The organism is Frankia sp. Allo2 (assembly GCF_000733325.1).
Classification (GTDB): domain Bacteria; phylum Actinomycetota; class Actinomycetes; order Frankiales; family Frankiaceae; genus Frankia; species Frankia casuarinae.
The window spans coordinates 119,753-133,005 of the sequence record NZ_JPHT01000004.1; the positions used below are offsets into that span (position 1 = coordinate 119,753).

The window sequence follows — 13,253 nt, forward strand, 5'->3', positions numbered from 1 at the left end:
CGTCCGGCGTGGGATGCTCGTCGTGGGCGCCCCCAGCTGATCGAGGCTTGGCGGAGAGCCGGACCGGCCGTTCAGGCGGCGGTCGGCCCGGCCCGACTCGGCCCGGCCCGACTCGGCCCGGCGGCCGGGCCCGGGCGCACGAGCCCGCGGCCGGCATTCTCCCGCAGTAGCAGGTCGAGGGTGGCCCGGGAACGGGACAAGGCTACCTCGATCGCCTGACGGGCCCGTCCTGGATCGCCCATCTGCAGGGCATAGGAGGCGATGGTCAGCGACTGCACCAGATCGTCCTGATCGGCGAGGTTCGGGATCATCCGACCGCGTAGGACCGGCTCATCGGCCGCGTAGGCGGGATCGGCCGCCTCTCCCGGGTCTCCCGCCTCTCCCGCCTCTCCCGCCTCGAGACCACCGGACGGCCGGCCCTTCATCCCGGAATCGGGCAATCCCCACGCGGATGGACCCCGCCGGCGCAGCGCGATCCATCCGGCCGTGGCCGCGGTGCCCAGCGTCCAACAGGCGCCTGCCCAGGGCGGTAGGCCGGCGAAGGCCGTGAGGGTGAGACCGACGACGACCAGCACGGTCAGCGCGCCCGTCGCGGCGGGGACCGTGCCGGGAACCGAGCCGTAACGACGGGCGGCGGTGGCCGCCGGGCGGCAGACGACAGCCAGAGCGACGGCGGTACCGGCTCCCGCGGCCCAGATCACCAGCTGCCAGTACATCCTCGTCACCCCCGACGCGATCTCATTCCCGGCGCCGAAGCCTCACGATCCATCGTGGAACTCCGCCATGTGGACGATCCATGCTTCTCTCTCCTCAGTGGCCTACACCATGGCCCGTCCGGGTCATCCCTGGATATGACCCGGACGAGCGGGGCGAGGACCCGCGATGAGATCCGCCCGGCGGGCCCGTCGGGTGCGGGACACGCGACCGCCGTGCGGGGGATGCGCGGGACGGAATGCGCGGTATGCGGCGGGCGCTCCTTCGCTCCGCTCCCGATGACCTGTAAGGTGGAGTCCGCATGCTCATCCGGATGGGGCGATGCTCGCTAGCGGGCAATGCTCGCTGGATGACCGCTGATCGTCCGCGTTCCGGTCGATCGCGGCCCATGCGCACCCAAAGCTCCGCGGGGAACGCCGTTTCGGGTTCCGTGCGGTCACAGCGGCATAACAACAGCAGGGAGATCTGGTGTACGCGGTCGTTGCCAGCGGCGGCAAGCAGCACAGGGTCGCCGTCGGCGATGTCGTCGACGTCGAGCTCCTTTCCGGAGAGCCGGGCGCGGCCGTGAACCTTCCGGCGCTCCTGCTCGTCGATGGCGAGTCGGTCACCCACGACGCCGACGCTCTCGCGTCCGTCGCGGTCACCGCCGAGGTCGTCGGCGTCGTCAAGGGTCCGAAGATCCGGATCCACAAGTTCAAGAACAAGACCGGCTACCACAAGCGCCAGGGTCACCGCCAGAAGCTGACGCGTCTCAAGGTGACTGGCATCGAGACCGGGAAGGCCTGAGCGGGATGGCGCACAAGAAGGGCGCGAGTTCCTCGCGCAACGGGCGGGATTCGAACGCGCAGCGGCTGGGCGTGAAGCGCTTCGGCGGCCAGTACGTGAAGGCCGGCGAGATCATCGTCCGTCAGCGCGGGACCCATTTCCACCCGGGTGATCTGGTCGGGCGCGGCAAGGACGACACGCTGTTCGCGCTCTCGCCCGGGCACGTGCGGTTCGGCCATCGGCGGGGCCGTCGGGTCGTGAACGTGGTGGCCGAGGCGGCGGTACCCGCTTAATCTGATCGTCAAGGCCACGCCGTCGGTTCGACGGCGTGGCCTTGGTTGCCGTCAGATGGCGATCATCGGCGATCACTGGTGAGCCAGCAGCCGCGCGTACCACCGCCCTTCCGGGCGTGGTTGCGCGGCTTTGGCGCCTCTCTCGCGGGGAGGGATGTAGAGAGGAGGCGGTGATGCCGACGTTCGTCGACCGGGTGGTGCTGCACGCGACGGCCGGGGACGGCGGTCACGGCTGTGCCTCCATCCACCGGGAGAAGTTCAAGCCGCTGGGCGGGCCGGACGGCGGTGACGGCGGCCGGGGTGGTGACGTCCGCCTCGTGGTGGACCCGAGCGTGACCACCCTGCTCGACTTCCACTTCCATCCGCATCAGCGCGCCTCTCGGGGACGCCCCGGCCAGGGGTCGAACCGGCACGGAGCGGACGGTGCGGACCTCGTCCTCCCGGTGCCGGACGGAACCGTCGTGCTGACAGAGGACGGCGAGCAGATCATCGACCTGGTCGGACCGGGCAGCGCGTTCGTACTGGCCCGCGGCGGCCGNGGGGGGNGGGGCAACGCGGCGCTCGCGTCGGCCCGCCGCAAGGCCCCCGGGTTCGCCGAACTCGGCGAGCCCGGCGAGCAGCTCGACGCCGTGCTGGAACTCAAGACCGTGGCCGACGTCGCGCTCGTCGGTTTTCCCAGCGCCGGCAAGTCCTCCCTGGTGTCGGTGCTCAGCGCGGCCAAGCCGAAGATCGCCGACTATCCCTTCACGACGCTGGTGCCCAATCTCGGCGTGGCGCAGGCGGGTGATCGTCCTCCTTACACGGTCGCGGACGTCCCCGGCCTGATTCCGGGCGCCAGCGAGGGACGCGGGCTGGGCTTGGAGTTCCTCCGGCACATCGAACGCTGCTCGGTGATCGTGCATGTGCTGGACTGCGCCACCCTGGAACCGGGTCGTGATCCGATGACCGACCTCGACGTCATCGAGGCCGAGCTCGCCGCCTACTCCGCCGATCTGTCCGACCGTCCCCGGCTGGTCGTCCTCAACAAGATCGACGTTCCGGACGCCGCGGAGCTCGCGGAGCTCGTCGCTCCCGAGCTGCGAGCCCGTGACCTCGCGGTCTTCGCGGTGAGTACCGCGACCCGACGTGGCGTGCACGCGCTGTCCCTGGCCTTGGCCGACCTCGTCGCCCAGCACCGGGCGGCCGCGCCGGCCCGGGCGGCGACCCGCATCGTGCTGCGTCCCCGCGCGGTGAACGAGCCCGACTTCACGGTGCGCCCCCTCGGCGACGGTTTCCTGATCACCGGGTCGAAGCCCGAGCGCTGGGTGCGGCAGACCGACTTCACCAACGACGAGGCGATCGGCTTTCTCGCCGACCGGCTCGCCCGCCTCGGCGTGGAGAAGGAGCTCGCTCGCCTCGGCGCCACCGCGGGAGCGGAGGTGACCATCGGCGAGGTCACGTTCGACTGGGAGCCGACGCTGAGCGGCGGCGGGCTGGGGAACGGTGGGCTGGGTGTTGATGATCATCCGGGTGGCGACGGGCTCGCCGAGACCGGTCCGGGTGGCCGCGGGCCGGCCGGCACCGCGGCCTCCGGTGCGGCACCGTCACCCGGCCGAGGTGGGGACACGGGTTCCTCGGTGTCCCTCGGACCGCGCGGGACCGACGACCGGTTGCGGGCCTCGGTGCGGTTGACCCGGGCCGAACGGATGGCTCGCCGCGCCGCCGCCGTCGTCGACCCGGCGGTACGAGGAGAACCGGCGGGNCGAGGAGAAGAAGAAGGATGAAGGCGTGCGTCCGTTCGTGACCGACGCGCGCCGGGTCGTCGTCAAGGTCGGTTCGTCCTCGCTGACGACGGCCGCCGGCGGTCTGGACGTCGACCGGCTTGAGGCGCTGGTGGCCGCGGTGCTGCCCCGGGCCGGACAACAACTGGTGCTGGTGTCCTCCGGGGCCATCGCCGCGGGTCTCGCCCCGCTCGGCCTGGCCCGGCGGCCGCGTGACCTCGCCACCCAGCAGGCGGCGGCGAGCGTCGGCCAGAGCTCGCTCGTACACAGCTACGCGGCGGCGTTCGGACGGGCCGGTCACCAGGTCGGCCAGGTGCTGCTGACGGCGACCGATGTGATCCGCCGCACCCACTACCGTAACGCCCGGACCGCGCTCGACCGGCTGCTTGAGCTCGACGTCATCCCGATCATCAACGAGAACGACGCGGTGGCCACCCAGGAGATCCGGGTCGGCGACAACGACCGGCTCGCCGCGATTGTCGCCCATCTCGTGTCGGCGGATCTGCTGGTGCTTCTGTCCGACGTGGACGGCCTGTACGACGCCAACCCCAGGCTGGGCCCGGCGACCATGGTGCGCGAGGTGCGTTCGGATACCGACCTGGACGGGCTGACCGCCCGGGGCACGGGCACCGCCGGTGTCGGGGTCGGCGGGATGGCTACCAAGATCGAGGCGGCCCGGATGGCGGCTTCCGGCGGCGTCACGGCGATCATCACCTCGGCCGCGAACGCCGCACCGGTGCTGCGGGGGGAGGAGGTCGGCACCGTCTTCCACCCCACCGGGTCGCGTCGGGCCTCCCGCCTGCTCTGGCTGGCGCACGCGACCGCACCCGAGGGCCGGCTGCACTTGGACTCCGGGGCGGTGGCCGCGGTGGTACGGCGGCGGGCGTCGCTGCTGCCCGCCGGGATAACCGGCGTGGAGGGGGACTTCGCCGCCGGGGACCCGGTGGACCTGGTCGACCCCGACGGGCGGTCCGTGGCGCGGGGGCTCGTCGCCTTCGACGCGGCGGAGCTGCCCGTGATGCTCGGGCGTTCGACGGCCGACCTCGCCATGGAACTCGGACCGTCGTACGAACGTGAGATCGTCCACCGCGACGACCTCGTGCTGCTGCTGCCGGCCCGCTGACCCGGCCGGCTACTCACCCGACCCGGGCTGAGGTGACAGCCAGGCGCGCCGGCCCGGGACAAGACCGTCCAGATAGCTATCCATATAATTAGACATATCGGATTGGGGATGGCTTTGACGACGATATTCCAGTGGAAACCGGCGTCTATCGCGCCTCGTGGCCCGGAATTCGAGAGAGCCCGTCAACAGTTCTTTCCCGGCATTTCNCCCCGGCTACCCGGAAAGCCGCCGATAAAACTGAAGGGGTCTCGGCGCAAAAAATAGCGACGGCGGCGAATAGCGCTTCCGGAGTCGGGTAACCTTCCCTCGGCGGGCAAGAGGTCGAATCTGTTGAGAGAGGTTATTTCGTCATGAGAATGCGTAGGACCGTGGGTCTCCTCGCCTCGGCCGGAGCCGCCGGCGCGCTGACGCTGGCATCGGCCCTTCCCGCGAGCGCGGATTTGAACAGTTCGAATGTCTTGATCGGCGGCGTCGCCAGGTGCCCGGCCAGCGCCGCGGCGGGCGTGGCGGTCCGCACGACGGCCGGCGAGTTCGACTCGTCCGGCGTCGGCGCCGGCGGCTTCTACAGCCTGAGCCTCCAGCAGGTTCCGGTGGCCGGCACGAGCGCCACCTTCAGCGTCCAGTGTTCCGACAGCTCTGACAACTACAGCCGTACCTTCCCCCTCCAGAGACCGTTCAGTGGAAAGTCGGTCACCATAAACTTGTTCTCGTAACCGGACATCTCCGTTGAAGACTCGATGAAATGATCTGATCCCTGGTCCGCTCGGCAATGCCGAAATGGCCGCCACCGGAATCCGGTGGCGGCCATTTCCGATCCCGGGTCCTGGCCTGGGGGCGGTTTTCCCGGCTAGGCCAGCCGAGTAGTGGTGTGCCCGGGTCAGTGGTGCGTCCGGGTCAGGACGTGGTCTCGACCCGGCTGCCGCCGACCCCTTTGACGACCCGGATTTGGTTCGGGATGCGCTGGCGCAGCTCGGTGACATGGCTGACGACGCCGACGAGCCGGCCGCCGGAACGCAGTTCGTCGAGAACGGTCATCACCTCGTCGAGGCTGTCCGGGTCGAGCGTGCCGAAACCCTCGTCGATGAACAGCGCGTCCATCCGCCGGCCTCCCGCCTCGGCCGTCACGACGTCGGCGAGCCCGAGGGCCAGTGACAGCGCCGCCTGGAAGGTCTCCCCGCCGGACAGGGTGGCGGTGTCGCGCCGCCGGCCGGTCCAGGCGTCGTCGACCAGCAGCCCGAGGCCGGCGCGCCGACGCTTGTCGCGGCTTTCCCCCGCGTCGTGCACCAGGGTGAACCGACCGCTGCTCATCGCCGCGAGCCGATGGCTGGCGGCGGCGGCCACCTCTTCCAACCGAGCCGCCAGCACGAAGCTGGACAGCGGCATGCGCTCGGTGTTGGCACCCCGCCCGGCGGCCAGATCGGCGAGGCCCCGCAGCTCGTCCGCCGCCTCCCGCAGCGGATCCAGGGTAGTGAGCTTCTCGGTGAACTCCGTGACCAGCGAGGCCAGCCGTTCGGCCCGTTCCCGGGCGCGTGCGGCCGTGGCGAGCGCGCTCTCGTGGACCTCGCGGGCGTCGGTCACGGCCGTCTCGTGGTCGGCCAGCGGGACCTCGGTGTCCGGATCGACGGCGAGATCCTCGCCCGCCAGCCTGGCCCCGACGGCGACGAGCTCGTCCCGATGGGCCCGGGCCTCGTCCGCGGCGCGGCGCATCCAGTCGGAGTCCCGCACGGCCTCGGCGGCGTCGTCCAGGTCGGAGAACCCCGCCTGCCGCGCCTGGTCGAGGGCGGCCGTCCCGGCGCGGATGTGTTCGGCCCGGGCCTGCTCGGCAGCCAGGGCCGCGGCCTGCGCGGCCTCGTGATCGGCGGCGAGGGCGGTGACGGCACGGCGGCGCGCGGCCAGGGCGTCGGGGTCGCATAGCTCCGCCGGAACGCCGGCGAGCCGTCGGACGGCGCGGTCCCGGGCGTCCGCCGCGCGTTCCCGGGCCGCCTGCGCCGCGGTCCGTGCGGCGGAATGGCGGGCCGCGGTCTCCTTCTCGTTCTCGTGGACCTCGCGCAACGCGGCCTCCGCCGCGGCGAGCTTCTTCGCCGTCCGGGTCCGGGCGCGGACCGCGTGGGTCAGCACGGCGGCGAGTTCATCGAGCCGATCCGCGACCGGCGCCCCGGAGCCGCCCAGCAGCGTCGCGACCGGAAGCGCGCGGATCTCGGCGAAGGCCGCCTCGACGCGGTCGTCCGGGTTCGCGCTGTGGTCCGGGTTCGCGCTGTGGTCCGGGTTCGCGCTGTGGTCCGGGTCCGTTGGGCCGACCAGGTCGGCGTGCAGCGCCCGGACCCGGGACTCCCAGTGGGCCACCGCCCGGCTCGCCCTCGTCGCGGCGTCGGCGAGCCGGTCCGCCTCCTGCCCGGCCGCGGTCTCGGCGTCCTTGCTCACATGGTCGGCCCGGGTCTCGGCCGGGTCGGGATGCTCCAGGGCCCCGCAGACCGGACAGGGCGTGTCATGGACAAGCGCGGCGGCGAGTTCGGCGGTGATGGCGTCGAATCGCTGCTGCCGGAGGTCGGATGCGTGGGTCCGGGCCGCGGATGCGTCTCGTTCGGCCTCGTCGGCCACGGTCCGCACCTGCCGCCCCTCCCGGACGGCGGAGGCCAGCTCCTTGGCCCACCGGGCCCGTTCGACCAGGCCGGGCAGAGCGGCGCCGGCCCGCCGGGCGACCTCCACCCGGGCCTCGGCCGCGACGCGGGCGCGGGGCAGCGTGACGCTGATCGCCTCGGCGAGTTCGGCGGCGGACCGGGTGTAGGCGGCCGTATCCTGGTCGGCCCCGGCGGCCTCCTCGGCGTCCCGCTCGGCGGCGGCGAGGGTGTCGGCCAACGTTCCCAGTCGCCCGGTCTCGGTGTGGGCGAGGCGGGCCAGGCGGGCGAGTTCCTCGGCAGGTGCTTCGGCAGGTGCCTCGGCAGGCCTCCCGGTGCCCTCCTCGGGCAGCGGTCCCGAGGGGGCGGGTTCCCCGGGAAGGAGCCCGGATGGATGGCGTCCGAGCCGGTCCCGGGCGTCGCGTTCGGCGGCCTCGGCCCGGTGGACCTCGGCGGCGCGGCGGTGGACCTCGCCCAGGGCGGGTGCGACGACGGCGGCCCGGCGGGCCGCGTCCAGCTCGGTGGCGAGCAGCTCGATCCGGGGCGCCTGTGCCGCGAGCTCCTCCTGCCGGGCGGCCAGTACCCGGCGCTGCCCGACGCGTCGGGCGAGGTCGCGTGCCTGGTCCAAGGCCTCCTCGGCCGCGGTGCGCCGCGCTGCCGCCGCGCCGGCCGCCTCGTCGGCCGAGATGGCCGCCGCCGCGGCGGTCCTGGCGAGGTCCGAGGCCCAGCCGGCGTCAGCCGTCGGATCCTCCGGCTCGTCGACGGCCGCCACCTGCGAGACCCGGGCGGTCACCCGGTCGAGCTCGGCGCGGGCCAGCGCCAGCCGTTCGGCGGCGATCTTTGCCTGGTCCAGCAGCCACTGCTCGGCGTATTCGAAGCGGTTGACGTGGAACAGCCGCTTCAGGAGCTTCTCGCGCGCACCGTGGTCGGCTTGGAGGAAGTCGGCGAAGCGTCCCTGCGGGAGCATGATGACCTGGAAGAACTGCTTGTCGCTCATGCCGACGAGCAGGTCGATCTCATGGCCGACGTCCTCCATGCGGGTGGCGACCGTCTCCCAGCCGCCGGCGCCGTCGAACCGTTCCAGCCGCGCCGTCGGATGGGCGCGGGTCGTCCCGCCGCCGCGTTTCGGCTTGTCCCAGGCGGGGCCGCGGGNGATCCGGAAACGTCCCGCCGCCACAGTGAACTCCAGCGTCACCTCCGGCCGTAGGGATGCCGCGGCGTGGTGCGAGCGCAGGTCCGGCGGCCCGGAGACCTCCCCGCGCATCCCCGGCACCCGGCCGAACAGCGCGAACCCGACCGCGTCGAGCAGCGTCGTCTTGCCGCCCCCGGTCTCCCCGCAGAGCAGGAGCAGGCCGCCGCTGCCGAGGACGTCGAAATCGATCTCGACGGTGCCGGGGAAGGCGCCGAACGCCGCCAGGGTCAGGTGGTGGGGACGCATCAGGCGACTTCCTCCTCGGCCCGGCGGGCGGCGCCGAGGGCTTCGGCGAGCAGAGCACGTTCCCGAGCCGAGGGAGCGCTGCGTACATGGGCGACGAAGGCCTCGGCGATCTCCAGCTCCGAGCGTCCCCGGGTCCGCCGGCCGAAGCTGAGTATCTCGTCTGGTTCCGTCTCCGGTTCGTGCGCGAGTCGTAGGGCGAAGGGGAACCGGTGCTGCAACCGGGCCATGGCGTCCATGGGGCGGACGGGGTCGGTCAGCACGGCGGAGACGAAGTCGGCCTCGTGCGGGGCATGGGCGGGGTCGGTGAGGAGGTCGGCAAGACTGCCGCGCAGCAGGGTCATCCGCCGCCGGGCGGGAACGCCGATGCGGGTCACGTTCCCCAGCCCGGTCGGACCGATCTCGACGAGCAGCGACGCTTTCGCGTCGCCGGACTCCGAGAAGGAGTAGGCCAGTGGCGATCCGCTGTAGCGGACGGACGGGGCGATCGCCTGTGGCCGGTGCAGATGGCCGAGCGCGGTATAGGTGATCCCCTCGAACAACCGGGCCGGCACATTGCCCNCCCCGCCGACGCTGATGTCGCGTTCGCTCTCGCTCGCCGCCCCGCCGGTGACCCAGGCGTGCGCCACCACGACGGACCGGGCATCCGGATACCGTGCGAGGTCGGCCCGCACCGCGTGCATCGCCCGGTGCATCGTCGCGGCGGGGATCCCGGCGGCCGGGACGTCCGAGCCAGATGGCGCCTGCGCCGGTTCGGGAAGCTGGGAGTTCGCCGCCGACGGCTCCAGGTAGGGGATCGCGTACACCCGGACCGCCCCGGCGGGATCCTCGACGACGACCGGATCCCCGACCGCGGCCGGATCCGTCCGGATGCGGACGCGGGGGTCGAGCAGGCCGGCCTTGTCGCCGAGCCGGCGGGCCGCGTCGTGGTTGCCACTGATCACCACGACCCGGGCGCCGGCATCGCGCAGTCGGGAGAGCGCCTCGTCGAAGAGCTCCAGCGCGCCCACCGGCGGGATCGCCCGATCGTGCACGTCGCCGGCGATGAGCACGACGTCAACGCCCTCGGAACGGACGACGTCGACGAGATGATCGACGAAGGCCGCCTGGGCCGGCATCAGGTCGTGACCGTACAGGCCACGCCCGAGATGCCAGTCGGACGTGTGCAGCGCACGCATGCGAGCACGGTAGGCAATCCCGTCGAGATGATCGTCATGGGGGTCCGAACTGCGCGCCTTTCTGGCTGTTCCGGTTATCACCGTTCCGGGTCCCTGCCTGTCGCGGACCTGGCGGATCGCGGATCTGGATAACGGGATAAGGAGATGAGCTGGATAACGGGATAAGGAGATGAGTAGGTCGCGGATGCAGGGATGAGCAGGTGACGGATGCGGGTGTAGGTGACGGATGCGGGTGAGGAGCGATGAACGGCACGACCGCCGAGCCACCGGTAGCCTCGTAGCGGCGGGCAGCGCCGCGGCGCCCGCCTAACGGAGGACCCGAGATGAGCACCTCTGCGGAGGATGTCCGAGGCAGCGCCGTCCGTGCCAAGGCGGCGGCGGCCCTGCTGGCGCCGCGCAGCCGCGCCGAGAAGGACCGCGCGCTGCTCGCCATGGCCGACGCGTTGATCGCCCGTTCCGCTGAGATTCTCGCCGCGAACGCCGAGGACCTCGCCGCCGCGCGGGCGGCGGGCACCGCCGGGGCGATGGTCGATCGGCTCACCCTCACCCCGGCCCGGCTCGCCGGCATGGCCGACGGCCTGCGTCAGGTCGCGGCGTTGGAGGACCCGGTCGGCGAGGTCGTGCGCGGCCGGGTGTTGCCGAACGGGATGGAGCTGCGCCAGATCCGGGTCCCCCTCGGTGTCGTCGGGATCATCTATGAGGCCCGGCCGAACGTCACGGTGGACGCCGCGGGCCTGTGTCTCAAGAGCGGCAACGCCGCGTTGCTGCGCGGGAGCGCCTCCGCGGTACGTTCCAACACCGCGCTGGTGGCGGTGCTGCGCGNCGCCGCCGTCGCGAGCGGCCTGCCGGCGGACGCGGTGCAGCTCGTCCCCGGGATGGACCACGATGCGGTCAAGCACCTGATGCGGCTGCGCGGGCTCGTCGACGTGCTCATCCCGCGGGGTGGCGCGGGTCTGATCCGGGCGGTCGTCGAGGAGTCGACGGTGCCCGTCATCGAGACCGGGGTCGGCAACTGCCACGTGTATGTGGACGCCGAGGCCGACCTCGACCAGGCGCTCGCGATCACCGTCAACGCGAAGACCCAGCGGGTCTCGGTGTGCAACTCGGCGGAGACCCTGCTCGTGCACGCCGGCGTGGCCGGGGAGTTCCTGCCCNGGGTGCTGGCCGCTCTGCACGATGCCGGGGTCACCGTGCACGGCGACGAGACGGTGTGCGCCGTCGATCCTCGGGTGCTGCCCGCCACCGACGACGACTGGGCGGCCGAGTACCTGTCGTTGGATATGGCCGTCGCCGTCGTCGACTCCCTCGACGACGCGGTCGCGCACATCCGGCGCTGGGGCAGCGGGCACACCGAGGCGATCGTCACGCGGTCCCTGCCGGCGTCGCGGCGGTTCATCACGACCTGCGACAGCGCGGCCGTCATGGTGAACGCCTCGACCCGTTTCACCGACGGGGAGCGGTTCGGGATGGGCGCCGAGATCGGCATCTCGACCCAGAAGCTGCACGCCCGCGGCCCGATGGGGCTGCCCGAGCTGACCTCGACGACGTGGGTCGGCGTCGGCGACGGGCATCTGGTCACCTGAGGCCCGGGTCACCTGAGGCCCGGGTCACCGGGCCCGCCGGATCGGGCCGTCCGGGACGCAACGGAACCGGGAAGGGAATAGGTATGGGCTCGTTGGACGGGGTGACGGTGCACGGGGTGTCCGCGGTGCGGACCGTGCCGGGGCTCACCGCGGAGCAGGTCGACGCGGTGCTCTCCGACAACGCGCTGGCCTTCGTCGCCGGGTTGCACCGCACGTTCGCCGGCCGGCGTGCCGAACTGCTCGCCGCCCGGGCCGCCCGCCGCGCCGCGATCGCAGCCGGGGCCACCCTGGATTTCCTGCCGCAGACCGCCGACATCCGGGCCGGGAACTGGCGGGTCGCGTCGCCGGCGCCGGGGCTGGTCGACCGTCGGGCCGAGATCACCGGCCCGACCGACGCCAAGATGCTCATCAACGCGCTCAACAGCGGTGCCCGGGTCTTCATGGCGGACCTCGAGGACGCCAACGTGCCGACCTGGTCGAACATGGTCGTCGGACAGCACAACCTGAGTGAGGCCGTCGCCGGCACGCTCGCCTTCACCTCGCCCGACGGCCGTCGTTACGAGCTCGACGAGTCCACGGCGACGCTCGTGGTGCGCCCGCGCGGCTGGCACCTGCCGGAGCGGCACGTCACCGTCGACGGGGAGCCGATCGTCGCCGCGCTCTTCGACGCCGGAATGTACCTGGTCCGCAACGCGCACGCCCTGCGGGCTACGGGCGTGGCGCCGTACTTCTACCTGCCGAAGCTGGAGAGTCATCTCGAGGCCCGGCTGTGGAACGACGTGTTCACCGCGGCGCAGGCCGAGCTCGGCCTGCCCGTCGGCACCATCCGGGCGACCGTTCTCATCGAGACGCTGCCCGCCGCCTTCGAGATGGAGGAGATCCTCTACGAGCTGCGGGAGCATTCCGCCGGACTCAACGCTGGCCGCTGGGACTACATGTTCTCCACCATCAAGACGTTCGCGTCCCGGCCGACTGAGTTCCTGCTGCCCGACCGCAACGGCGTGACGATGACGGTGCCGTTTCTGCGCGCCTACACCGAGCTGCTGGTCTCCACCTGTCATCGCCGCGGCGCGCACGCGATCGGCGGGATGGCGGCGTTCATCCCGTCGCGGCGCGACCCCGAGATCAACGCCGCGGCCCTGGCGAAGGTGCGCGCCGACAAGGAGCGGGAGTCCGCGGACGGGTTCGACGGGAGCTGGGTGGCGCACCCTGACCTGGTGCCGGTGTGCACCGAGGTCTTCGATGCGGTGCTCGGCGACGAGCCGAACCAGCTCACCCGGTTGCGTGACGACGTCAAGGTCGGCGCCGGCGACCTGCTGGCGGTGCGCGACACTCCGGGTTCCGTCACCGCGGCCGGGGTCCGCGGGAACATCAGCGTCGGGGTGCGCTACCTGGAGAGCTGGCTGCGCGGGATCGGGGCGGTCGGCATCGACAACCTGATGGAGGACGCCGCCACCGCTGAGATCTCCCGTAGTCAGATTTTCCAGTGGATAGCCGCCGGGGTCGTGCTCGACGACGGCCGTCCGGTCACGGCCGATCTGGTCCGGACCGCTCTGGCGGAGGTGCTGGACCAGATCCGGCTCTCCATCGGCGCCGCCGCCTTCGACAACGGTCGCTGGAAGGACGCGGCGGCGGTGTTCGAGGAGACGGCGCTCGGCGAGACNTTCGTCGAGTTCCTTACTCTTCCCGCCTACGAGCGGATCGACTGAACCGGCGAACACCTGGGCGAACACCTCGGGAGAATCCTCGGGTGAACCGGCGGCGAACAGGTCGATGAGCAGCCCGTG

10 protein-coding genes are annotated in these 13,253 nt (G+C 72.2%); 7 read left to right on the plus strand and 3 right to left on the minus strand.

What is annotated here, in order from left to right; translation table 11 throughout:
• Positions 1-71: 71 nt before the first annotated feature.
• Positions 72-716: a hypothetical protein gene (locus ALLO2_RS05095; RefSeq protein WP_011435663.1), complete on the minus strand. Its 645-nt coding sequence runs from the start codon at positions 714-716 to the stop codon at positions 72-74.
• 466 nt (positions 717-1,182) lie between these two features.
• Here ALLO2_RS05095 and rplU point away from each other — a divergent pair, with 466 nt between their 5' ends.
• The 5 genes from rplU to ALLO2_RS05120 all read left to right on the plus strand — a co-directional run bounded on the left by rplU (position 1,183) and on the right by ALLO2_RS05120 (position 5,368).
• Entirely contained in the window at positions 1,183-1,500 is a 318-nt protein-coding gene (gene rplU, locus ALLO2_RS05100) for a 50S ribosomal protein L21 (RefSeq protein WP_011435664.1), read from the plus strand.
• A 5-nt stretch (positions 1,501-1,505) separates the two neighbouring features.
• Positions 1,506-1,772: a 50S ribosomal protein L27 gene (gene rpmA / locus ALLO2_RS05105; protein WP_011435665.1), complete on the plus strand. Its 267-nt coding sequence runs from the start codon at positions 1,506-1,508 to the stop codon at positions 1,770-1,772.
• A gap of 173 nt (positions 1,773-1,945) precedes the next feature.
• Entirely contained in the window at positions 1,946-3,535 is a 1,590-nt protein-coding gene (gene obgE, locus ALLO2_RS05110; RefSeq protein ID WP_035730037.1) for a GTPase ObgE, read from the plus strand.
• 4 nt (positions 3,536-3,539) lie between these two features.
• Entirely contained in the window at positions 3,540-4,655 is a 1,116-nt protein-coding gene (gene proB, locus ALLO2_RS05115) for a glutamate 5-kinase (protein ID WP_011435667.1), read from the plus strand.
• 356 nt (positions 4,656-5,011) lie between these two features.
• On the plus strand, positions 5,012-5,368 hold the full coding sequence (locus tag ALLO2_RS05120; RefSeq protein WP_232234892.1) for a hypothetical protein: 357 nt from the start codon (positions 5,012-5,014) through the stop codon (positions 5,366-5,368).
• Positions 5,369-5,549: 181 nt separating this feature from the next.
• Here ALLO2_RS05120 and ALLO2_RS05125 read toward each other — a convergent pair whose 3' ends face one another.
• Together ALLO2_RS05125 and ALLO2_RS05130 are read right to left on the minus strand one after the other, a co-directional pair.
• A complete protein-coding gene (locus ALLO2_RS05125; RefSeq protein ID WP_035730038.1) occupies positions 5,550-8,708 on the minus strand; it encodes an AAA family ATPase in 3,159 nt (1,052 codons plus the stop codon).
• Complete coding sequence (locus ALLO2_RS05130) at positions 8,708-9,883, minus strand: exonuclease SbcCD subunit D (protein WP_035730040.1); 1,176 nt, start codon at positions 9,881-9,883, stop codon at positions 8,708-8,710. The genes ALLO2_RS05125 and ALLO2_RS05130 overlap by 1 nt, the downstream gene beginning before the upstream one ends.
• A 323-nt stretch (positions 9,884-10,206) precedes the next feature.
• Between ALLO2_RS05130 and ALLO2_RS05135 the strand changes: the two genes are divergently transcribed.
• Both ALLO2_RS05135 and aceB read left to right on the plus strand, forming a co-directional pair.
• Positions 10,207-11,466: a glutamate-5-semialdehyde dehydrogenase gene (locus tag ALLO2_RS05135; RefSeq protein WP_035730042.1), complete on the plus strand. Its 1,260-nt coding sequence runs from the start codon at positions 10,207-10,209 to the stop codon at positions 11,464-11,466.
• Between the two features lie 83 nt (positions 11,467-11,549).
• On the plus strand, positions 11,550-13,175 hold the full coding sequence (gene aceB / locus ALLO2_RS05140; protein ID WP_011435672.1) for a malate synthase A: 1,626 nt from the start codon (positions 11,550-11,552) through the stop codon (positions 13,173-13,175).
• Positions 13,176-13,253 lie beyond the last annotated feature (78 nt).